This window comes from Mycobacterium sp. Marseille-P9652 (assembly GCF_902652685.1).
Lineage (GTDB): Bacteria > Actinomycetota > Actinomycetes > Mycobacteriales > Mycobacteriaceae > Mycobacterium.
This window is the reverse complement of sequence record NZ_CACRUY010000010.1, coordinates 103,700-125,372: the sequence shown is the minus strand read 5'-3', so window position 1 is coordinate 125,372 and position 21,673 is coordinate 103,700. Positions and strand designations below refer to the sequence as shown.

Here is a 21,673-nt window from a genome sequence, read left to right as displayed (position 1 = left end):
CGTGCGCTGGCTCTGCGAGATTTTCGCCGATTTCTCGCAGTGTGTGCACGCTCGGCAGAAAGCGGCCGCGTAGCGCTAGACCGACAGGATCGTCGCCGAGGCGGTCCCGGGCGCGCCATACACCTGCGCGAGGCCGACGCGCGGGTCGCCGGGCACCTGTCGCTCGCCCGCCTCGCCGCGCAATTGGCGCACCAGTTCGTGCATCTGGCGCAGCCCCGACGCGCCGATCGGCTCGCCGTTGGCGATCAGCCCGCCGTCGGTGTTGACGGGGATCGTCCCGTGAATCTCCGTGGCGCCGTCGGCGAGCAGCTTTTCCTGCTCGCCGTCAGCGCACAGGCCGGTCTCGGCCATGTGGATCACCTCGTTGCCGGCGTCGGTGTCCTGCAGCTGCGCGACGTCGACGTCCTCCGGCCCGATCCCGGCCGCCTCGTAGGCCGCCCGGGCCGCGTACACCGTCGGCGAGGAATCCTCGTCCAGCGGGGCTGACGTTGCGTGCACCTCGTAGGCGCCGTACCGGCGGGTGCGAATCTCGCACGCCCGCACGTATACCGGCTTGTCGGTGTATTTGTGCGCCATGTCGGCGCGGCACATGATCACCGCGGCCGCACCCTCGTCGGGCGCGCAGAACATGTACTGCGTCAGCGGGTAGTTCAGCACGGCCGAGTTGAGGATCTCCTCCTCGGATAACGCCTTGCGGCGGAACGCATTCGGGTTCAGCGCACCGTTGCGGTAATTCTTGGCGGCGACCTTGGCCAGCGTCGCCTGGGAGATGTTGTGGTCGTGCAGGTACTTGTTGGCCTTCATCCCGAAGAACTTCGTGGTGACGAATTGCCCGTTCTGCGCATACCACTGTGGCAGCGCCAGCTTGGCCGGGTCGTCGGTGAACGCGCCGCGCGGATGCTTGTCCAGGCCGATGGCAATCCCGAGGTCGTACTTGCCCAACCGGATGGTCTCCGCCGTCTGCTGGATCGCGCTGGCCGCCGTGGCGCACGCGTTGAACACGTTGGTGAACGTGATGCCGGTCAGCCCGACCAGCCGGGTCACCGCGTCGGGGTTGGACACCTCGTGGCTGCCCCCGAAGCCGAACTGGATGTCCTTCCATGCCACGCCGGCGTCCTTCAGCGCGGATTGGATCGCCTCGGCGCCCATCTGCATTGCCGTCTTCTCGAACCTGCCGAACGGGTGCAGGCCGACGCCGATGATGGCGACATCGTTTGTCATATCAGGCTCCTTGTTGGACCGGCCGGAACGCGAACGTCATGACCTCGTCGCCGTCGGCATCGGTAATCAGCGGCACCATCGTGAGTTCGACCTCCTGACCGAAGCGCAGCTTCGCCGGGTCGTTCTCGGTGAGCCGCCCCTCGACGCGAATCACGTCGCCGAGTTGCACCAGGCCCATGCCGAACGGCACGAACTCCTTGCCCGTCGGGCCGGCGTAGGGCGCCCCTGGCGGAAACCCCTGGGTGGTCCAGGTCACCACGGTTCCGCGACGCGGCAGCAACACCTCGCTCATCTCGCCGCCGCTGCAGCGCGGACACCACTGCTGCACAGGGAAGGTGGTGGCGCCGCAATCGGCGCATCGACTACCGATGAGCTGCGGGTTCTCGTCGGGCCAGGTCGATATCTCGGGGGCCAGCGCCTTCTGCATCGAAGTCCCTCCGTCGTGTGCGTTCTGTCGAAGGTACAACAGCATTCGTCATTACTGGAAATCTCATTCTCCTGGGCGCCCTCCGCGGCGATACCACCCGTGATAGCGCCTTCGCGCGACACTCGGGCCCCTCCAGACAGGTGCCGATGAGGCTGGCGAGGTGACCTGAGGCGAGCCGCTATGTTGTCACCATGTCAGTCACGGTCACCCTCGAACTGCAATTCAAGCCGGAGGCCGTCGCCGCCGGCCGCGACGTGATGGCCCGGGCGCTGCGGGACACCCGCGCCTTCGCCGGCAACCTGCGCACCGACGTGCTGGTCGACGAGGACGACGAAGCGCACTGGTTGATCTACGAACTGTGGGAAACGGTGCAGGACGACGAGGCGTATCGCGCCTTTCGCGCCGGCGAGGGCAAGCTGACCGAGCTTCCCCCGCTGCTCGCCGCGCCTCCGGTGAAGAAGCGCTACGTCACCACCGACATCTAGCCGAGCGCGGGAATGACTTCCCGCTCGAACAACTCGATCCCGGAACGGTCGTAGGCCGCCTCCGGGAAGTAGCAGATCGCATAATCGCACCCGAGATCCCGGACTTTCGCGATCCGTTCGATGACCTGTTCGGTCGTGCCCGTGGGCGAGTCGGGCCCGCTTGTCCCGGCGATCATCGCATCGGCGGCCGCCTCGGGCAGATACCCCACCAAGCGGTCGCGGACCCGCTTCTGCCGTTCCTGGACATCGGATTCGGACGTACCCAGAACCACGTTGAAGTTGGCCGAGCGCACGATGGCGTCGTAGTCCGTGCCCAGCTTTCGGCAGTGCTCGGCCAGCACCTCGGACTTGTGCGCGAACGCCGCGGGCTCCGGCGTGAAGTTGGTGTACTGCGCGTATTGCGCCGCGATGCGCAGCGTCACCTTTTCTCCGCCGCCGGCGATCCACAGCGGGATGCCGTTGTGCCGCAACGGCTTCGGGGCCACGATCGCGCCGTTGACCTGGTAGTGCTTACCGTCGAAGCTCACTTTGCCGTCGCGCCAGGCGTCGCGCATGATCTGCACGCCCTCGTCCAGGCGGCCCAGCCGCACGCCCGCGGATGGGAACCCGTATCCGTATGCGCGCCATTCGTGTTCGTACCAGCCGCCGCCGATGCCCATCTGGATGCGGCCGCCGGAGATGACGTCGGTGGTCGCCGCCACCTTGGCGAGGTAGACCGGATTGCGGTAGCTCATCGCCGTGCACATCTGCCCGAGCTTGATCCGCGACGTGGTCGCCGCGTACGCCGCCATCAGCGACCACGCCTCGTGCGTGGCCTCGTCCGTCGGCATCGGGACGGTGTGAAAGTGGTCGTAGACCCACAGCGAGTCCCACGGGCCGTTGTCGGCGTGGGTGGCCAAATCGCGCATCACCGCCCAGTGGCTTTCCGGTTCGATGCCGACGAGGTCCATCCGCCAGCCCTGCGGGATGAAGAGGCCGAAGCGCATAGCGGTGACTCTAGCCTCATAGCGAATTGAAAGCTCAGGCTCAGCCACCCTCGAAACCGCCGCTGTAAAAAATGCGCATGGCAAACATCGGGCAACCAATCAGTCGAGCCGACCGGGCGCGCAGAAGCGCCGTTGTGCCGCCGTTGATCTTCGCCGCTGCGACCATCGCCGCAACCGTCGCGCTGATGAGCGCGGCGCAACCCGCGCCGCACAATGCCGTCAGCGTCAGCGTCACCGCCGACGGCGACGACACGTTCGTCAACGACAACGGACAGACCCCCGGCGACGTCTTCACGCAGAACGCCCAGGACCAAAGCACCGCGTGATCGCATAGCGCTATGGGCGACATAGGCTGAACGGGCCCCAAGTCAGCCGCGGGACGGAGTCGCCATGCGAGTACTCGTGTCGGGCGCCAGCATCGCCGGGCCAGTGCTGGCGTACTGGCTGGCGCGGCACGGCTTCGACGTCACCGTTGTCGAACGCGCGCCGTCGCTGCGCAAGGCCGGCGGCCACGCCGTCGACCTCTTCCGGCCAGCGATGGAAATCTCGGAGAAGATGGGCGTCTTGCCGCGCATCGAGGCGCGCGCCACCGGCACCACCCGGCTGACGATGTACCGCGAAGGCCACGCCGCACCCACCGACATCGACCTCACCAAGATCATCGGCGCCGCGTCGGACCGGCACGTGGAGATCATGCGCGACGACCTCGGCGAGATCTACTACTCCGCTTCCCGGGACGACGCCGAATACGTCTTCGGCGACTCGATCACCGGCATCGACATCGACGGCGAGGTGACGTTCGAGCATGCGCCCGCGCGGCGGTTCGACGTCATCGTGGGCGCCGACGGACTGCACTCCAACGTCCGGCGCCTCACCTTCGGCGACGAATCCGGGATGACCCGATTCCTCGGCGGATATCTGGCGGTGGTGTCCACGCCGAAGGCGCTGGCGGACGGCCCCGCGATGGTCGGCTACGTCGGCGTCGGCCGTGTCGCAGCCATCTACACCGCGGCCCATCTGGACGACGCCCGCGCCGTCTTCCTGTTTCGCAGCGGAGACGAACTCGACTACGACCATCGGGATACGGTGCGGCAGAAGGCGTTACTCCACGAAGCCTTCGCCGGCATGGACGCCACGGTGGACCGCTGGCTGGAGGAGATCGACCGGACACCGGCGTTCTACTTCGACGCGATCACGCAGCTGCGCCTGGACCGGTGGTCGCGCCGGCGCGTCACGCTGGTCGGCGACGCCGCGTACTGCCCCGGCCCCGCCGTCGGCGGCAGCACCAGCCTCGCGGTCCTCGGCGCCTACGTGCTGGCGGGCGAACTGGCTCGGGCCGGCGGTGACCACCTGGCGGCGTTCGCGGCCTACGAGCTGGCGATGCGCGAACCGGTGCACCTCAGCCGGGGCTTCGCCAGGAACGCTGCCCGCACGATCATTCCGGGCTCGCGCGCCGGCGTCTGGGCGCTGACCCGCGGGGCCGCGTTGGTCTCCCGCATGCCGGCTCCCCTTTCCCGCGGCTTGGCGCGGATGAACGCCAAGGGGGTGCGGATGCACGACTCGATGCACGTGCCCGACTACGACGCGATCGACGCTCAAGCGCTCAAGTCACGAGAGGATTGACCCGCATGGATCTGACCGGTGTCGGCATTTGGAGCAGCCAACTGCACTACGGCGACCCAGCCGAATCCGCCGAAGCCGCAGCGGAACTGGACGACCTGGGTTTCACGGCGCTGTGGATACCCGACGTCAGCGGCTCCGTACTGGGCGCGGTGGAGCGGCTGCTCGCGGCGACCAAGCGCACGGTGATCGCCACCGGGATCCTCAACCTGTGGATGCACGAGGCCGGTGACGTCGCCGACTCTCTCGCCGCGCTCACCGAAGAGCACGGTGACCGCTTCCTCCTGGGAATCGGGGTGAGCCACGCGCCCCTGATCGACGCCAAAGAGCCTGGGCGCTACCGCAAGCCGCTCGCCGCCACCGCATCGTTCCTCGACGGGCTGGACGAGGCCCAGCGTCCGGTTCCGGTCGATCAACGGGTTCTCGCCGCACTCGGCCCGAAGATGCTCGAGCTGTCCGCCGAGCGCGGACGCGGCGCGCACCCCTACCTGGTGAGCCCCGACCACACCGCCTTCGCCCGTTCGGTGCTGGGCGAGGGACCGCTGCTGCTGCCGGAACAGGGCGTCGTCCTCACCGAGGACGCGGACGAGGCGCGCCGCGTCGGGCGCGCCTTCCTCAGGGGATACCTGGGACTGCCGAACTACGCGAACAACCTACTGCGCAGTGGGTTTTCGGAAGAAGACCTGTCGCAGGTGAGCGATCGGCTCGTCGACGCGATCATCGCCTGGGGCGACGAGGAGACCGTCCTGGCCAGGGTCGCCGAGCACCACGCGGCCGGCGCCGACCATGTCTGCGTGCAGGTGCTCACGGAAGACCCGAGGGAATTCCCGCGCGAGCAGTGGCGCCGCATCGCGGCCGCCATCGGCTGACGCGAGCCAGTTATATCTCGATGCGAGCAAAAGCCCCCGAACACAACGTGTTCGGGGGCTTTCGCCTACTCGGAACCTATGTCAGCGACTTCGGCGGTTGGAAACGCTCGCCGTACTTCTCGGCCAGCTCGCGGGCCCGGGCCACGAACCCGGCCTTGCCGCCGTGCGGGTAGCCGACGATGAGCTGCGCGGCGCCACCGGTCCACGGCGGGAAGCCGATGCCCATGATGGAGCCGATGTTGGCGTCCGCGGTCGAGGTGATGACGCCCTCGTCGAGGCACTTCTGGGTCTCGAGCGCCTCGGCAAACAGCATCCGGTCGATCATGTCCTGCAGCGGCGGCTGCGAGGTGCCGGACTTGAACGTCTCCCGCAGGCCCGGCCACAACCCGGTGCGCTTGCCGTCGACGTACTCGTAGAAGCCGGCTCCCTTCAGCCGGCCCGAGCGCCCGATCTCGATCATCTTCTCGACGACGGCCTCGGCCGGGTGCGGCTCGTAGGTGCCGCCGGCGTCCTCGACACCCTTGCGGGTGGCGAGTGCGATCTTGTGCATCAGCTCGAGGTTGAGCTCGTCGGACAGCTGCAGCGGGGGCGCCGGGTACCCGGCCTGCGAACCGGCGTGCTCGATGCTCGCCGGCTCGACGCCTTCGCCCAGCATCGCGAGCGCCTCGTTGACGAAGGTGCCGATCACGCGGGACGTGTAGAAGCCGCGGCTGTCGTTGACCACGATCGGGGTCTTGCCGATAGCCAGCGTGTAGTCGAAGACGCGGGCCAGCGCCTCGTCGGATGTCTTCTCGCCCTTAATGATTTCGACCAGCGGCATCTTGTCGACCGGCGAGAAGAAGTGGATCCCGATGAAGTCCTCTTGCCGCTTGACGCCGGTGGCCAGGCCGGTGATCGGCAGCGTGGAGGTGTTGGACCCGAGCAGCGCGTTGGGCTCCACGATGTCCTCGATCTCCTGGAAGACCTTGTGCTTGAGGTCCTGGTTCTCGAACACCGCCTCGATCACGAAGTCCACACCCTTGAAGTCGGCGGGGTCGGCGGTCGGGGTGATGCGGGCCAGCAGCGCGTCGGATTTCTCCTTGCTCGTCTTGCCCCGCTCCAGCGCCTTGGCTTCCAGCTTCTCGGAGTAGCCCTTGCCCTTTTGCGCGGCCTCGATGCTGACGTCCTTGAGCACCACATCGAAGCCGGCCTTGGCCGAGACGTAGGCGATGCCGGCGCCCATCATCCCGGCACCGAGCACGCCGATCTTGTTGATCGGGGTCTTGCCGATGCCGTCGGGCCGCGAGCCACCGCCGTTGATGGTCTGCAGGTCGAAGAAGAACGCCTGGATCATGTTCTTGGCGATCGGGCCGGTGACGAGCTCGGTGAAATAGCGGCTCTCGATGCGGGTGGCGGTGTCGAAGTCCACCTGCGCGCCCTCGACGGCGGCGGCCATGATGGCCCGCGGCGCCGGCATCGGCGCACCCTTGAGCTGCTTGCGCAGCAGCGACGGGAACGACGGCAGGATCGCCGCCAACGCCGGGCTGCTCGGGGTGCCGCCGGGGATCTTGTAGCCCTTGACGTCCCAGGGCTGGGTGTGCGCCTCGGGGTTGGTCTTGATCCACGCCTTCGCGGCCGGCACCAGTTCCTCGACGCTGGAAACGATCTCGTCGACCAGGCCGTTGTCCTTGGCCGCGGCCGGCTTGAAGCGGGTCCCCTGACTCAGCACGTTCATGAACGCGTTCTGAATGCCCATCATCCGCACCGTGCGGGTGACACCGCCGGCTCCGGGTAGCAGGCCCAGGGTCACCTCCGGAAAGCCGACCACGAGGCCTTTCACGTCGGCGGCGATGCGGTGGTGGCACGCCAGCGCGATCTCCAGGCCGCCGCCGAGCGCGGCGCCATTGATGGCGGCCACGACCGGCACGCCGAGGGTCTCCAACGCGCGCAGGTCCTTCTTGACGCCCTCGACGAGGTCGAACGCCTCTCCGGCGTTCTCCGGCCCGATCTTGATCATGCTCTTGACGTCACCGCCGGCGAAGAAGGTCTTCTTCGCGCTGGTGATCACTACGCCGGTGATCGAGTCCTTCTCGGCGACAAGGCGTTCCACGGCATTGTGCATCGACTCGATGTAGTTCTCGTTCATGACGTTGGCCGACCCGGTCGGGTCGTCCAGCGTCAGGGTGACGATGCCGTCGGCGTCCTTTTCCCACTGAATCGTGTTCTCTGCCATGGTCTTAAACCCTCTCGATGATCGTCGCGACGCCCATGCCGCCACCGATGCACAGCGTGATCAGGGCGCGACGGGCGTCGCGGCGCTCGAGCTCGTCGACCATGGTGCCCAGGATCATCGCCCCGGTGGCCCCCAGCGGGTGCCCCATCGCGATGGCGCCGCCGTTGACGTTGAGCTTCTCGTCCGGGATGTTCAGGTCCTTCTGGAACTTCAGCACCACCGACGCAAACGCCTCGTTCAGCTCGAACAGGTCGATGTCGTCGACGGTCAGGCCGGCGCGGTCGAGCACCTTCTGCGTGGCCGGCGTCGGGCCGGTCAGCATGATCGTCGGGTCGGAGCCGGTGGTAGCGGTGGCGACGATGCGGGCGCGGGGCGTCAGGCCCTGCGACTTGCCCGCCTTCTCGTTGCCGATCAGCACCAGGGCGGAGCCGTCGACGATGCCCGAGCTGTTGCCGCCGGTGTGGACGTGGTTGATCTTCTCGACCCAGTGGTACTTCTGCAGCGCCACGTCGTCGAAGCCGGCCATCGCGGCCAGCCCCTCGAAGGCGGGCTTCAGCTTGGCCAGGCCCTCCATGGTGGTGTCGGGGCGCATGTGCTCGTCGTGGTCGAGGATCAGCAGGCCGTTCTGGTCGCGGACCGGGACCACCGACTTGGCGAAGTAGCCGCCCGACCACGCCTCGGCCGCGAGCTGCTGCGAGCGCAGCGCGTAGGCGTCCACGTCGTCGCGCGAGAAGCCCTCGATGGTGGCGATCAGGTCGGCGCCGATGCCCTGCGGGACGATGTAGGCGTCGTAGGAGGTGGCGGGATCGGCCATCATCGCGCCGCCGTCGGAGCCCATCGGCACGCGGCTCATCGACTCGACGCCGCCCGCGAGCACCATGTCGTCCCAGCCGGAGGCCACCTTCTGGGCCGCGGTGTTGACGGCCTCGAGGCCCGAGGCGCAGAAGCGGTTGAGCTGCACGCCGCCGACGGTGTCGGGCATGCCGGCCGCGATCACCGCGGTGCGGGCGATGTCGCCGCCCTGGTCACCGACGGGCGAGACGCAGCCCAGGATGACGTCGCTGATCAGGTTCTCGTCGAGGTCGGGATTGCGCCGACGCAGCTCCTCGATCAGGCCGACCACCAGGTTCAACGGCTTGACCTCGGTGAGCGACCCGTTCTTCTGCTTGCCGCGCGGCGTGCGGATCGCCTCGTAGATGAAGGCTTGTTCGGACATGACAACTTCCTGTTCGCAAATGGGGGATCTGATCCGTCCTAGACATTAGGCCCAGTAAGAGCACCCTAACAGGGGGCCCGGCCAACCTGTTGGTTGGGCAACCAGCGCAGGGTCACGACGCCGAGCGTCACGCTGGCGTGGCCATCGACGCCGAGCGTCACGCTGGCGTGACGCTCGCACAGGGCGCGGCGAAGTTACGCTCGACCACCATGACGGTGTCGAGACTGCGGCCGTACGCGACCACCGTGTTCGCCGAGATGTCGGCGCTGGCCTCCCGGATCGGCGCCGTGAACCTGGGTCAGGGCTTCCCCGACGAGGACGGGCCGCCGGCGATGCTGCGGGCCGCCCAGGACGCCATCGCGGCGGGCTTCAACCAGTACCCGCCGGGGATCGGGGTGGCGGCGCTGCGGGAGGCCGTCGCGGCGCAGCGCCGGCGGCACTTCGGGATCGAGTACGACCCCGACCGGGAGGTGATGGTGACGGTCGGCGCCACCGAGGCGATCGCGGCGGCGGTCATCGGCCTGGTCGAGCCGGGCTCCGAGGTGATCCTGATCGAGCCCTTCTACGACTCCTACTCGCCGGTGGTCGAGATGGCCGGCGCGCGACGGGTGACCGTGCCGCTGGTCCCCGACGGCCGCAGCTTCGCGCTGGACCTCGATGCCCTGCGGCGGGCGGTCACCCCGCGCACGCGCGCGCTGATCGTCAACTCGCCGCACAACCCGACCGGCACCGTGCTGAGCAAGGCGGAGCTGGCGGCCATCGCCGAGGTCGCGGTGGCGGCCGACCTGCTGGTCATCACCGACGAGGTGTACGAGCACCTCATCTACGAGGGCCACGAACACGTGCCGTTGGCCGGCTTCGACGGCATGGCCGAGCGCACGATCACGATCTCCAGCGCGGCCAAGATGTTCAACTGCACCGGCTGGAAGATCGGATGGGCCTGTGGCCCGGCCGAACTCGTCGCCGGTGTGCGCGCGGCCAAACAGTATCTGAGCTACGTCGGCGGCGCGCCGTTCCAGCCCGCGGTGGCGCTCGCGCTCGACACCGAGGACGACTGGGTGGCGGCGCTGCGCCGCTCGTTGCAGGCCCGGCGCGACCGACTGGCGGCCGGGCTCACCGAGGTCGGCTTCGAGGTGCACCACAGCCACGGCAGTTACTTCCTGTGCGCCGACCCGCGTCCGCTCGGCTACGACGACAGCACGCAGTTCTGCGCGGCGCTGCCGGAGCAGGTGGGCGTCGCCGCCATCCCGCTGTCGGCGTTCTGCTACCCGGACGGGCCGCACGCCAAAGCGTGGAATCACTTGGTGCGCTTCACCTTCTGCAAGCGCGACGACACCCTCGACGAGGCGATCAGGCGGCTGGCGGCGCTGAAGGGCTAGGCGACCGGCCCGCTCCAGGTGCCCATCACCCGCTCGCGCAGCCCCTCCAGCGCGGCGTGCAGGATCTTCTTCCGGGCCCGGTTGACCCAGAATTCGGGCAGCGGCGCGAAGGGTTCGACCGTGATCGCGAACCGGACCCGCGTCTTCTCGTCCCCCTCGCGGATCAGGTTGTACTCCCCGTGCTGGCCGCGCTGCTGGGCGGTCTTTTCGGCGTCCCACACCATCCAGTCGGGGCCCCAGTGGTATTCGAGCAGCTCCGTGTCGTGGATGCCGGTCACCGAGATCGTGACCTTCACGTGGTGCGGTCGCCCGTCCGGATGCTTGTCGACCACTTCGACCCGCTTGTGCACCGACGACCATGACGGCACCGCGTCCATGTCGGCGAGCGCCTCCATGATCACGTCCGGGGGCGCGTCGATGACAATCTCGGATGAAGCTTGCACGGCCACTGCTAACAAGTTAGCAACAGCGAACCGCGTTCGGACGCGGCATTTTGCGATTACTTCGCGGCGTTCGCGTCCCCGCCGCCCGAGACGAGATCGGTCAGCCCCTTGGCCGCGGCATCGAGAACCTTCTCGCTCGACCGCCGGACGATGAACGCGGGGATGGGGCCGGCGGGTTCGACGGTGATGTCGAACCGGACCCGGGTCTTGTCGACCCCCTCGGGTTTGAGGTTGTACTCGACATGCTGACCGTGCTGCTGGGCGGTCCCCTGTGCGTCGTAGACGACCCAGTCTGGGCCCCAGTGGTACTCGAGGATCTCCTTGTCGACGAGCCCGAGGATTTTGATAGTCGCCTTGACGTGGTGCGGCCGGCCGTCGGGATAGCGATCGATGACCTCGACGTGCTTGTGCAGCGGCGACCACTCCGACAAGACGGCAACGTCGGTCAGCGCCTCCATGACCACTCCTGGCGGCGCGTCGACGACGAATTCGCGTGATGCTTTTACGGCCACTAGGGGTCAACCTAGCAACACCGCGCGCGGTAGGGGCCGGATCCGCGGAACCGGTTTACTCCCAACCTATTTCGGCGATCGGTGTGGTGCCCGCGGGAGGGGTGCCGACCTTGCCTGCCGGAGTGCGGGAGAAGCGGGGCGCGGGCGCGGCCTGGTCGACGCCGTGCGCGATGATCAGCGTGGAACGGCCCCGAAGGTGGTCGTCGGTGGCCGCCTCGCCCCACGTCAGCACCGGGGTGACGCACGCGTCGGTGCCGGCGAAGACGCGTGTCCACTCGTCGCGGGTGCGGGCGGCGAATCGCTCGGCGAAGAGCTCGTACATCCGCGGGTAGGAACCGATGTCGAGTTGGTTGGGCACCTCGTCGGGCGCCAGGCCCAGCCCGTGCAGCAGGGCGGCGAAGAACTGCGGCTCGATGGCGCCGACGGCCATGTAGCCGCCGTCGGACGTTTCATAACAGCGGTAGAACGGGGCGCCGCCGTCGAGGAGGAACGACTCGCGCCGGTCGCGCAGCGCGCCCGTCGCCTTCATCGTCCACATCATCTGGGCGAGCAGGCTGACGCCGTCGACCATGGCGGCGTCGATCACCTGACCCCGGCCCGAACGCTCCCGCTCGTACAGCGCGGTCACGATGCCGAGCAGCACCAGCATCGAGCCGCCGCCGAAGTCGGCGACCAGGTTCAGCGGCGGCATCGGCGGCCGGTCGGCGTAGCCGAGCGCCGACAGCGCCCCGGTGCGCGACAGGTAGTTGATGTCGTGCCCCGCCGTCTGCGCCAGCGGACCCTCTTGGCCCCAGCCGGTGATCCGCGCGAAGATCAGGCGCGGGTTGACGGCCGCGCACTGTTCGGGGCCGATGCCGAGCCGCTCGCAGGTGCCCGGCCGGAAGCAGTCCAGCAGCACGTCGGCCTTCGCGGCCAACTCCAGCAGCGCCTGCGGCTGGGTCTTGACGTCGAGGTCGACGATCCGCTTGCCCCGGTGCAGCAGGTCGCGGTCCTCTGGCGGCATCGTCAAGCCACCAGGCCGTCGCACCCGCACCACGTCCGCGCCTAGATCCGCGAGCACCATCCCCGCGTGCGGGCCCGGGCCGATGCCGCCGAGTTCGATCACCCGCACCCCGGCCAGGGGGCCATCACCCGTCACGGAGGGTTACTACCCCTTCTTCACCTTGAGCACCTGCTTGCGCAGGCCGTCGGTGTTGATCTCCATGATCCCTTTGATCGCCCGCTTCATCACGAAGCCGGGGAGCGGCACGAGCGGGTCCAGCTCGAGGTCGAACTTCGTCCGCGTCTTGTCGCCTTCCGGGCTGAGCGTGTAGGCACCCTTCTGGTTACGGGACGCCTTCCCGCTCTCCTGGGTCCAGGAGACGCCGTCCTCGCGCCACGTGTAGGCCAGCACGACCTCGTCGGTGACACCGGACGTCTTCACCTTCATTCGCGCGCGCTGCGGGCGACCGTCCGCGTCGCGTTCGATCACCTCGCCGCTCTGGTGGATGGACGACCACTCCGGCATCGACTCGACGTCGGCGACCACGTCGAGAATCTCCTTCGGCGTCGCTTCGATGACCACTTCGCGGGACTCCTTGACTGCCATGGCTGGGACGATAGCGCGGCCGCGTGTCGACCGGAAAGGTTTCGGCCCCGGCGTACCGTCGTGGCTGTGACTGATCCCGTCTACACCGTCGGTGACTACCTGTTGGACCGGCTGGCCGAGCTCGGCGTCACAGAGATCTTCGGCGTTCCGGGCGACTACAACCTGGCGTTCCTCGACCACATCGTCGCCCATCCGGCGATCCGGTGGGTCGGCAGCGCCAACGAACTGAACGCGGGCTACGCCGCCGACGGGTATGGGCGGCTGCGCGGATTGTCCGCCGTCGTAACGACATTCGGGGTGGGTGAGCTCTCGGCGGCCAACGCGATCGCGGGCAGCTACGCCGAGCACGTGCCCGTGGTGCACATCGTCGGCGGCCCGTCCAAGGACGCGCAGGGCTCCCGGCGGGCGCTGCACCACTCGCTCGGCGACGGCGACTTCGAGCATTTCCTGCGCGTCAGCCGGGAAATCACCTGCGCCCAAGCCAATCTCATGCCCGCCACGGCCCGCCGCGAGATCGACCGGGTGCTCAGCGAGGTGCGCGAGCAGAAGCGGCCCGGCTACATCCTGATGTCCACCGACGTCGCACGATTCCCCACCGAGCCCCCCGCCGAACCGCTTCCCCGATACACCGGCGGCACCAGCCCGCGGGCTCTGGCGATGTTCGTCGAGGCCGCCACCGAGCTGATCGGCGATCATCAGCTCACGGTCCTGGCCGACCTGCTGGTGCACCGCCTGCGCGCCGTCAAGGAACTCGAGGCGCTGCTGGCCGCCGACGTCGTGCCGCACGCGACGCTCATGTGGGGCAAGAGCCTGCTCGACGAGAGTTCGCCGAATTTCCTCGGCATCTACGCCGGTTCGGCGAGCGCCGACCGGGTGCGCACGGCCATCGAGCAGGCCCCGGTGCTGGTGACGGCCGGGGTGGTGTTCACCGACATGGTCAGCGGCTTCTTCAGCCAGCGCATCGACCCGGCCCGCACCATCGACGTGGCGCAGTACCAGAGCAGCGTGGCCGGCGAGGTCTTCGCGCCGCTGGAGATGGGCGCCGCGCTCGAGGCGCTGGCCACCATCGTCGCCCGGCGCGGCATCAGTTCGCCCCAGATGGCGGCGCCGCCGGCCGAACCGCTGCCGCCTCCCCCGCCGCGGGATCAGCCCCTCACCCAACAGATGCTGTGGGACCGGCTGTGCGTCGCGCTGACGCCCGGCAACGTGGTGCTCGCCGATCAGGGCACCTCGTACTTCGGCATGGCCGACCACCGGCTGCCGCACGGCGTCACCTTCATCGGCCAACCGCTCTGGGGCTCAATCGGTTACACGCTGCCGGCCGCCGTCGGCGCCGCGGTCGCCCACCCCGACCGGCGCACGGTCCTCCTCATCGGTGACGGCGCCGCCCAGCTGACCATCCAGGAACTCGGCGTCTTCTCGCGCGAAGGCCTGTCGCCCGTCATCGTGGTGGTCAACAACGACGGCTACACCGTCGAACGGGCGATCCACGGGAAGACGGCGCCCTATAACGACATCGTCGGCTGGAACTGGACGGACATCCCCCACGCCTTGGGGGTGCGTGATCACCTGGTGTTCCGGGCGCAGACCTACGGAGAACTCGACGACGCGTTCACCGCCGCCGCGCGGCACCAGGACCGCATGGTGTTCGTCGAGGTGGTCCTGCCCCGCCTCGAGATCCCGCCCCTGCTCGGCCAGCTCGTCGGGCCCATGGCACCCCAGGGCGACAACAGCTAGCGGGAGTTCGCGGCCCGGCCCGCGCTCGGCGAGCGCAGCAGGGCCTGGATGGTGCGCCGGCAACGCCCGCAGTCGGCTCCGGCGCCGCACGCCGAAGCGACGTCCTTCGTCGTCGCCGCCCCGGCCGCGACCGCCTCGTTCACGGTCTGGCTGGTGACCCCGTTGCACAGGCACACGAACATCCCGGCGACCCGCTATTCCGCCTCGATGCGCATCATGTCGGTGAACCGGCCGACGAACAGCGGCGGGTAGGCGCCCACGCCTGCCCGGGACATCCACTCGGCGGCGGCGTCGGGGTGGTCGATCCATCTGCGCGCGCTGTCCTCGTCGGGAAAGTCCTGCAGGATCAACACTTCGTCCTCGTCGTCGAAGGCCTGGAACACCCAGGTCTTCCGGATGCCCGCCGCGGTGAACCTGCCCATCGCCGCACGGACGCCGGCCACCAGCGTGGACACGTTGTCGACGCAGGCGATGGCGGCGACCACCACCCCGGGCGCCTCGGGCGTGGCCGACGGCTCGGCGACGAACCGGTCGATGATCTCGCCGGCGAACACGGCGGGGATGTCGTCGACCCCGGCCTCATCGAACCAGTCGAAAAACACGCGCGAGCGCAATAATTCGACGATCGGTTCGCGGCTGTGCACCCCGATCATCACCAGCACCCGCCCGTAGTCGTGGGTGGACGTGTAGACCAGCACGTGGTGCGCGCCGATGTCGGCGAGCCTGGTCTTGTTGCGCTCGAGCAGCGGCCACACCTTGCTCGGATCCGGGACCCGATAGTCCGACGCGATCACCATCGAGTGGATGTCGTGGGGCATCGCCGGCATCCCCTTCCGCCTAGGGCACCACCCGGCCTAAAGCGGTGCGAGCTCCGAAATGAGCCACTTGCCATCGACTTTCGTCAGCGTGATGGTAACGCTGCTGTTCATGTACGACGGCTCCGGCTTGTCCTTGCTCTGGGTGGTCTGGTTGATGAACAGCAGCGCGACGGCTTTGTCCGGATTCAGCGTCTGCAACGCGGCGCGAAGCACGATGGCGGTGCTCTTCACCGACTTCTCCCGGACGGCCGGTTTCAGGACGCTGTCGGTGAATTGCGTGTAGTACTTGAGGAATTCGCCGGTGAGGTGGGACTTCGCGGAGGAGAGGTCGTTGTCCAGGTTCTCCGGCCCGTACGACAGGGTCGCCACGGCACCCTCGCTTGCCGCCGCGATCGCCGCCCGCGCGGCCCCAGCGTCGACCTCCCGATCCGGGAAGTACCAGAAGTACGCCAGCCAACCGAGCAGTCCCAGCGAGAGCACGATCACGAGCGACGCCGTCGCCAGGGCAACGAGCCGCCGGACCCGACGATTCCGCGGTTTGGTTTCGCCACTCAGGAGGCTGTTGCTCGGCTCGTCGCCGTCGACGGCGGTCTCGTCGCGTTCCGTCGGCTCCTCGGTATCGACCGTCTCGTCGGCGTCTTCCGCGACCGTCCGCTCGGCGTCCACCGGCTTCTCGTCTGCCGTCACGGCACGAACTCCAGTTTCGCGATCTTGAGCTGGTCGCCGTCGCGTTTCATCGTCACGACGAATCGGTAGCTACGCGGTTCCTGTTTGGCGCCGGCAGCATTGGTGACCTCCTGCGTGGAGGCGACGAGGACCACCGCCGAGTCGTCCGTCATCGTGTTGCGATCCACCGCGGCGGCCTGGACGGTGCCCTGTGAATGCACCTTGATCTGTTCGACCGTCTTGACGTACTGATCGGCCGTCTTCGTGAAGTCGTCTTTGAACTCGCCGGTTGCGTTGTCGAGGATGAGCTGGACGCCCCGCTTGGCATCGTTGAAGTCCAGCGATGTCAGATTGATGATGCCCTGACTGGCCGCCTTAGAGAATTCGGCCGCCAGCTGGCGGTCGTGCTCCGCCTTGCGGTGCGCGTAGATCATGTAGCCGCTGCCCGAGAGCGCGGCGACGATGACGAGGATGGCCAGGGCGGCGGCGACGGTCGACCATCGCGGACGACGCAGGCGCACGCGCCGGCGCCGCGCCCGCGGCTCCGCCGGAGCGTCGGCGGCGGGAGCGCCCGCCTCTGCTGCGGCGACCGCCTCGTCCGAACCCTCCTCGGATTCGGGAGATTCCGGCTCGACCGGCTCAGTCTCCGCGACATCGGCGGCGCGTTCATCGACGCTGTCGGCCGGCCCTTCCTCCGCGTCATCGGTCGGCTCTGCCGTCTCCGGCTCGGCCTCCTCGAGTTCCGGTTCGGCCTCGGCTTGTTCGGCTTGGCGTCGCAGCTGGATCGCGCGGGCGCGGGCGCGCGCGGCGGCGGCGAGGGCCTCGGCTTCCTCGGCCTCGGCCTCGGCCTGCTCGGCCAACGACCGGATGTCGGCGGCGCTGGGCGTGTCGTCCTTACTCATCTGATCCGATTTCGTGCGACCGGTATTCGCGCGGACGCGCGGGCTCAACGCCCACCAGCCCGAGGAAGCGGCTGCTCATGACTCACCGTGAAACTCCTCTACCGCTTGCCGGTCTGAGCCCGGCGACGGCGTCTCGAATCGATCGAGCCTGTCGACCGATTCTGGCGCTCGGGGCCGCGAGGGCCGTCGCCGATGCGCCAATCTACTCGGCAGACGCAATGACGTGCGAGCATATCGGCGCCGTATAGATCCTTGTTTTCACTCAGCCCGCGGAAAGCCACGTTATCACCGCTTGCTTGGACGAGACCGTAGGCGAAGCGCCGCGGGCTCCGAATGCGACCGTGAACAGGGGAATCCGATTCTTATCTTGCGCATATCAGCCGTTCGATACCCCCTTTACCGCAACAGGTCTTTGACGACCTTCCCGGTCGCGTTGAGTGGTAGCGCCTCGACGAAAACAATCGACCGCGGCACCTTGAACCCGGCCATGCGCTCATGGCACCAGCCGATCAGTTCGTCCTCGCCCACGACACCGTCGGCGCCCTCGGTGACGACGAATGCCTTGCCCACCTGGCCGAGCCGCTCGTCGGGCACGCCGATGACCGCGGCCTGCGCGACGGCGGGGTGACCCAGCAGGAAGCCCTCGATCTCGGCGGGATAGGCGTTGAACCCGCCGACGATGAACATGTCCTTCTTTCGGCCCGCGATGCGCAGCCGGCCGGTGGCGTCGAGGTCGCCGAGATCCCCGGTGTGCAGCCACCCGTCGGTGTCGATCGCCTCGGCGGTGGCGACCGGATCGTCGAGGTAGCCCTGCATGACCCCGTAACCGCGGACCAACACCTCGCCGTCGTCGGCAATCCGGACCTCGACCCCGTCGCAGGGCAGGCCCGCGGTGGTGGCCACCTGCTCGAAGGTGTCGCCCGGGCGGGACAACGTCACATTGCCGGCCTCGGTCAGCCCGTAACCGGTCATCAGGGTCTCGAACGGCAGTTCGCCGTGGATGCGGCGGACCAGTTCCACGGGGATATCGGCGGCGCCGGTGACGCCGGCGCGCAGGGTCGAGAGCTTGTCCTTCTCACCCACCGTCAGCAACGAGTGGTACACCGTAGGCGGCCCGGGCAGCATCGTAATCTGTTCCTGGGCAACGAGATTCACCACAGTTTCGAGGTCGAATGTCGCGACCGGCAGCATCGTCGCGCCGCGCAGAAAGGACGCCACCAGCCCGGCCTTGAGGCCGAACGTGTGGAAGTACGGGTTGATCTGCAGGTAGCGGTCACCCTCGCGCAGATCCGCCAGTGTCGCCCACTCCTCGTACATGCGCAGCGTCTGGCGGTGATTCATCATCGCGCCCTTCGGGCGCCCCGTCGTGCCCGACGTGAAGATGATGTCCGCGATGTCGGTCCCGCTCACCGCCCGCTCGAACGGGGAACCGGCGGACAGGAAGCCCGATTTCAGGTCGATGACGGGTATCCCCGCCGGCGCGGTGTAGTCCTGATCCAGGAAGCCCTTCTGCACCAGGACTGCCTTCACTCCGCTGCGCACGAGGATGTCGCCGGCTTCCTCGGTCTTGAACCGGGTGTTGACGGGCACCAGCACACAGCCCGCCGTGAGCAGACCGAACGCCGCGATGATCCACTCCGCGGAGTTAGGCGCCCAAATGGCGACCCGATCACCCTTGCCGATGCCGAGGTCAGCGAAAGCCCCAGCGGCCCTGCGGATTCCATCGACCACCTCGGTGAAGGTGAGGCGCAGCGGACCGTCGACCACCGCTTCCGCGTCGCCGAAGCGGTCCGCCGCGCTCAAGACCATCTCGGGGATGGTCTCCCACGGGGATGCGTCCGTCACACCGTGACGAGCCGACCGAGATTGCCGCCCATGATCTTTGCCTGGTCGTCAACGGACAAGTGCGACAGCGCGTTGACGTAGAAGGTCGGCTCCGCCAGCCCCTCCGGGTGCGGCCAGTCCGAGCCGTACAGCACCCGGTCCACGCCGACGAGGTTGACCAGATCGTCGATGCCGTCCTCGAAGAACGGGCTGACGTGGATGCGGCTCTTGACCATCTCCACGGGGTCGCTGGGAAACACTTCGGGCGCCTTGCGGTACACCTCGGCGAGCCCGTCCAGCAACGGGGTCATCCACTTGGAACCGGCCTCGACGATCGCCACCTTCAGCTTCGGGTGGCGGTAGAGCGCGCCGTGGATCACCCACGAGCCCACCGCGTCCTGGATCGGCCGCCACTCGTTGAGGATGCCCATCGCATTTGTCTGGAACGGCAGCATCTCCTGCTCGGCGCCGTCCCACTCGGAGGTGTAACGGGAGTAGCCGCTGTCGCTCGAGTGCATGCCGACCAGCACGTCGTGCTCGACGACCCGCTCCCAGAACGGGTCGAACTCGGGCACCGCGAACGACCGCGGGCCGCGGAAGCCGGGGACCGGAGCCGGGCGGATCAGGATGCAGCGTGCGCCGCGCTTGACCGCCCACTCCAGCTCCTCGATCGCCTTCTCGACGATCGGCAGGGTGATGACCGGGGTGGTGAAGATCCGGTTCTGGTAGTTGAAGCCCCAGACCTCGTCGAGCCATTCGTTCAGAGCGTGAATCAGGACGTGGATGGCGACCGGGTCGTCACGCAGCCGCTCCTCGAGCAGGCTGGCCAGCGTCGGAAACATCAGGGTGCGATCCAGGCCCAATTCGTTCATCTTCTCCAGGCGCGGGCCGGGCTCGAAGAACGCCGGGATCGCGCGCATCGGCTCGCCGAATAGCTCGCGCTTGCTCTTGCCGTCCGGGTTGCCGTACTTGAAGTACTCCTCCCACGCGCCCGGGCGGGCGACGACCTCGAAGGTCGGGTTGGGGATGTAGTTGCTGATGTGGCCGCGGATCGCGATCTTGGTGCGCCCGTTGATCTGCACGTACTGGACGAAGTCCTTGTACTCCTTGGGCAGGAACTTGGTCAGCGCTTCCGGCGGCTCGTAGAGATGGTTGTCCGCGTCAAAGATCGGGAACGGGACGTCCTCCCGGTGCGACAGTTGACCCATGAAATCCTCCTTCGCAATTTGCGAGAATCGTATTCTCTCCAGGGCCCGGGCCGCAACTGCCCCTGGCGATCCGGCGGCTCTGGTCGCCGCGGGCAGCGAACCGCGAGCGCGCCGCGACGCCGATCGCGCGCGGTACAGTGCACGCGGGGTGGACGAACGGAGTCGCATGGACGTCGGCCACTTCCAACGCCAATTCGTCACTTCTCCCGACGGCACGCGAATCGCCTTCGACAGCGTCGGCTCCGGGCCCGGCATCGCCGTCTTGTCTGGCTCGCTGGCCCCACCGATCCGGTACCGCTCCTTCGCGAAAGCTCTGGCCCGGTCGCACACTGTCCACATCGTGCATCGACGCGGCCGCGGCGCGAGCGGTCCGGGAGGCGAGGCCTACTGCATGGACCGGGAGTGCGACGACGTCTTCGCCGTCCTGGACAAGACCAGCTCGCGAGCCGTGTTCGGGCACAGCTACGGCGGGCTGATCGCCGTGCGGGCGGCCCTTCGGGCGAATGACGGACGACTCGACTCGGTCGTGGTGTACGACGCGGCGGTCGACATCGACGGTTCGATGCCGTTCGACTTCCTGCCCTCGTTCACGGAGTCGGTCGAACGCGGACGACACGCGCGGGCGATAGCCGAGCTCACCAGGGGGCTACGGATCGGACGCCACCTCGACGACCTGCCCTTCGGGGTGACCCTCGCCGCCAGCTGGCTCGGCGTGGTCACCGTGTGGAAGGCCGAATGCGAGGTGCTGCCGACCGTGCCCCGCGAAGGGCGGGAGGCGTTGCGGCTCAACGGACCGGCGTCGGCCTATAAGTCGATCGCGACACCGGTGTGCTTCTTGGTCGGCCAGCGCAGCCCCGCGTACTTCCTGGACGCGGCAACCGAGATCACCGCCGCGTTGCCGGCCGGGCGCGTCGCGGTCATGCCCGGCCTCGACCACCGCGGGCCGCTGGCGAGACCGCGTGCCGTCGCGAAGGCGTACGGCGACGCGTTGCGTGCGATCGCATCGGGCGAGCGGCACGGTACGTAAGGGGAATCCCGGTCAGCAGTTGGCGACGATCTTGAAGGTCGCGGTAGCCGGCTCGTCGGGCTTGTCGGATTTCGAGCCGTTCGCCGAACCGGTGATCGTGAACTTCTCGCCGCTGAAGCTCATGGTGGCGTCGCCGCCGTCGTCCTTGGAATACATGCCGGTGAAGCCGCCCAGGTTCCGGATGCGGACCGACTGAGTCACCATCGGGACGGCGCGCTCGTCGATGACTACCCGCGCGCCCGCGAAATCGCCGCCGATCTCGATGGTCCGGTACCACTCCTGCTGGGTGCACTTCACCACGTTGAGCTTCGCGTCGTCGCCGTTGACGGTCACCGACGCCGTACTGGACAGCTGGGTCTGCGGCTTGGGCGTGCAGGCGACCACGCCGACGACGACCGTCGACGCGACCAATGCCGCCGAAATGCGACTGCCCATCCGGCCACCTCGATCCCTCACACAGCAACCCCGTCCGACCGTAGCGATGATGCTATTCTCCCGACAGGAGAATGCCAATATCGGCGTTCCGGGCGTCC

At 68.0% G+C, this 21,673-nt stretch carries 23 protein-coding genes; 7 read left to right on the top strand and 16 right to left on the bottom strand.

Translation table 11 applies throughout. The features are described 5' to 3' along the window. Positions 1–75: 75 nt before the first annotated feature. Both GPY60_RS08575 and GPY60_RS08570 read right to left on the bottom strand, forming a co-directional pair. Positions 76–1,221 carry a thiolase family protein gene (locus GPY60_RS08575; protein ID WP_156687217.1) on the bottom strand — a complete coding sequence of 382 codons (1,146 nt, stop codon included), beginning with the start codon at positions 1,219–1,221 and terminating at the stop codon, positions 76–78. A gap of 1 nt (position 1,222) precedes the next feature. Further along, positions 1,223–1,648, bottom strand: coding sequence for a Zn-ribbon domain-containing OB-fold protein (locus GPY60_RS08570; RefSeq protein ID WP_156687216.1), 426 nt, complete (start codon positions 1,646–1,648; stop codon positions 1,223–1,225). A gap of 191 nt (positions 1,649–1,839) precedes the next feature. On the opposite strand from GPY60_RS08570, the gene GPY60_RS08565 reads away from it, so the two are divergent. Then, complete coding sequence (locus tag GPY60_RS08565; protein ID WP_156687215.1) at positions 1,840–2,133, top strand: putative quinol monooxygenase; 294 nt, start codon at positions 1,840–1,842, stop codon at positions 2,131–2,133. On the opposite strand, the gene GPY60_RS08560 is transcribed toward GPY60_RS08565, so the two are convergent. Next, positions 2,130–3,119, bottom strand: a complete 990-nt coding sequence (locus GPY60_RS08560; RefSeq protein WP_156687214.1) for an LLM class F420-dependent oxidoreductase — start codon at positions 3,117–3,119, stop codon at positions 2,130–2,132. The two genes, GPY60_RS08565 and GPY60_RS08560, sit on opposite strands and share 4 nt — an antisense overlap. Before the next feature lie 134 nt (positions 3,120–3,253). Between GPY60_RS08560 and GPY60_RS08555 the strand changes: the two genes are divergently transcribed. The 3 genes from GPY60_RS08555 to GPY60_RS08545 all read left to right on the top strand — a co-directional run bounded on the left by GPY60_RS08555 (position 3,254) and on the right by GPY60_RS08545 (position 5,608). Continuing rightward, positions 3,254–3,445: a hypothetical protein gene (locus GPY60_RS08555; RefSeq protein ID WP_197283598.1), complete on the top strand. Its 192-nt coding sequence runs from the start codon at positions 3,254–3,256 to the stop codon at positions 3,443–3,445. Positions 3,446–3,509: 64 nt separating this feature from the next. After that, a complete protein-coding gene (locus tag GPY60_RS08550) occupies positions 3,510–4,742 on the top strand; it encodes an FAD-dependent monooxygenase (protein WP_156687212.1) in 1,233 nt (410 codons plus the stop codon). 5 nt (positions 4,743–4,747) lie between these two features. After that, positions 4,748–5,608, top strand: a complete 861-nt coding sequence (locus tag GPY60_RS08545) for an LLM class F420-dependent oxidoreductase (protein WP_156687211.1) — start codon at positions 4,748–4,750, stop codon at positions 5,606–5,608. Positions 5,609–5,684: 76 nt separating this feature from the next. On the opposite strand, the gene GPY60_RS08540 is transcribed toward GPY60_RS08545, so the two are convergent. Together GPY60_RS08540 and GPY60_RS08535 are read right to left on the bottom strand one after the other, a co-directional pair. After that, positions 5,685–7,820 (bottom strand): 3-hydroxyacyl-CoA dehydrogenase NAD-binding domain-containing protein, encoded by a 2,136-nt coding sequence (locus tag GPY60_RS08540; protein ID WP_156687210.1) that lies wholly within the window; start codon positions 7,818–7,820, stop codon positions 5,685–5,687. A gap of 4 nt (positions 7,821–7,824) precedes the next feature. After that, a complete protein-coding gene (locus GPY60_RS08535; protein ID WP_156687209.1) occupies positions 7,825–9,036 on the bottom strand; it encodes an acetyl-CoA C-acetyltransferase in 1,212 nt (403 codons plus the stop codon). A 209-nt stretch (positions 9,037–9,245) separates the two neighbouring features. Here GPY60_RS08535 and GPY60_RS08530 point away from each other — a divergent pair, with 209 nt between their 5' ends. After that, positions 9,246–10,415, top strand: a complete 1,170-nt coding sequence (locus GPY60_RS08530; protein ID WP_156687208.1) for a pyridoxal phosphate-dependent aminotransferase — start codon at positions 9,246–9,248, stop codon at positions 10,413–10,415. On the opposite strand, the gene GPY60_RS08525 is transcribed toward GPY60_RS08530, so the two are convergent. The 4 genes from GPY60_RS08525 to GPY60_RS08510 are packed head-to-tail and all read right to left on the bottom strand — an operon-like array spanning position 10,412 to position 12,958. After that, positions 10,412–10,864 carry an SRPBCC family protein gene (locus GPY60_RS08525; protein ID WP_156687207.1) on the bottom strand — a complete coding sequence of 151 codons (453 nt, stop codon included), beginning with the start codon at positions 10,862–10,864 and terminating at the stop codon, positions 10,412–10,414. The two genes, GPY60_RS08530 and GPY60_RS08525, sit on opposite strands and share 4 nt — an antisense overlap. A 50-nt stretch (positions 10,865–10,914) precedes the next feature. Next, complete coding sequence (locus GPY60_RS08520; protein WP_156687206.1) at positions 10,915–11,370, bottom strand: SRPBCC family protein; 456 nt, start codon at positions 11,368–11,370, stop codon at positions 10,915–10,917. Between the two features lie 55 nt (positions 11,371–11,425). Next, a complete protein-coding gene (locus tag GPY60_RS08515; RefSeq protein ID WP_156687205.1) occupies positions 11,426–12,508 on the bottom strand; it encodes a CaiB/BaiF CoA transferase family protein in 1,083 nt (360 codons plus the stop codon). 9 nt (positions 12,509–12,517) lie between these two features. Beyond that, the gene (locus GPY60_RS08510) at positions 12,518–12,958 is read right to left on the bottom strand and encodes an SRPBCC family protein (protein WP_156687204.1); all 441 of its coding nucleotides are present in this window, start codon (positions 12,956–12,958) and stop codon (positions 12,518–12,520) included. A 60-nt stretch (positions 12,959–13,018) separates the two neighbouring features. On the opposite strand from GPY60_RS08510, the gene GPY60_RS08505 reads away from it, so the two are divergent. Then, complete coding sequence (locus GPY60_RS08505) at positions 13,019–14,695, top strand: alpha-keto acid decarboxylase family protein (RefSeq protein WP_156687203.1); 1,677 nt, start codon at positions 13,019–13,021, stop codon at positions 14,693–14,695. On the opposite strand, the gene GPY60_RS08500 is transcribed toward GPY60_RS08505, so the two are convergent. The 6 genes from GPY60_RS08500 to GPY60_RS08475 form a co-directional block, all read right to left on the bottom strand. Further along, positions 14,692–14,877, bottom strand: a complete 186-nt coding sequence (locus tag GPY60_RS08500; RefSeq protein ID WP_156687202.1) for a (2Fe-2S)-binding protein — start codon at positions 14,875–14,877, stop codon at positions 14,692–14,694. The two genes, GPY60_RS08505 and GPY60_RS08500, sit on opposite strands and share 4 nt — an antisense overlap. 12 nt (positions 14,878–14,889) lie before the next feature. Next, a complete protein-coding gene (locus tag GPY60_RS08495) occupies positions 14,890–15,513 on the bottom strand; it encodes a fatty-acid--CoA ligase (RefSeq protein WP_156687239.1) in 624 nt (207 codons plus the stop codon). A gap of 36 nt (positions 15,514–15,549) precedes the next feature. After that, complete coding sequence (locus tag GPY60_RS08490) at positions 15,550–16,200, bottom strand: twin-arginine translocation pathway signal (protein ID WP_156687201.1); 651 nt, start codon at positions 16,198–16,200, stop codon at positions 15,550–15,552. Further along, positions 16,197–17,039, bottom strand: a complete 843-nt coding sequence (locus GPY60_RS08485; RefSeq protein WP_231639476.1) for a hypothetical protein — start codon at positions 17,037–17,039, stop codon at positions 16,197–16,199. The genes GPY60_RS08490 and GPY60_RS08485 overlap by 4 nt, the downstream gene beginning before the upstream one ends. 438 nt (positions 17,040–17,477) lie before the next feature. Further along, a complete protein-coding gene (locus GPY60_RS08480; protein ID WP_156687199.1) occupies positions 17,478–18,926 on the bottom strand; it encodes a FadD3 family acyl-CoA ligase in 1,449 nt (482 codons plus the stop codon). After that, entirely contained in the window at positions 18,923–20,113 is a 1,191-nt protein-coding gene (locus GPY60_RS08475) for an amidohydrolase family protein (RefSeq protein ID WP_156687198.1), read from the bottom strand. Before GPY60_RS08475 ends, GPY60_RS08480 begins: the two co-directional genes overlap by 4 nt. Positions 20,114–20,261: 148 nt before the next feature. On the opposite strand from GPY60_RS08475, the gene GPY60_RS08470 reads away from it, so the two are divergent. After that, positions 20,262–21,140, top strand: coding sequence for an alpha/beta fold hydrolase (locus tag GPY60_RS08470; protein WP_197283597.1), 879 nt, complete (start codon positions 20,262–20,264; stop codon positions 21,138–21,140). Positions 21,141–21,152: 12 nt separating this feature from the next. Here the strand turns inward: GPY60_RS08470 and GPY60_RS08465 are convergent, their stop codons facing one another. After that, positions 21,153–21,575 (bottom strand): lipoprotein LpqH, encoded by a 423-nt coding sequence (locus GPY60_RS08465; protein ID WP_156687196.1) that lies wholly within the window; start codon positions 21,573–21,575, stop codon positions 21,153–21,155. Positions 21,576–21,673 lie beyond the last annotated feature (98 nt).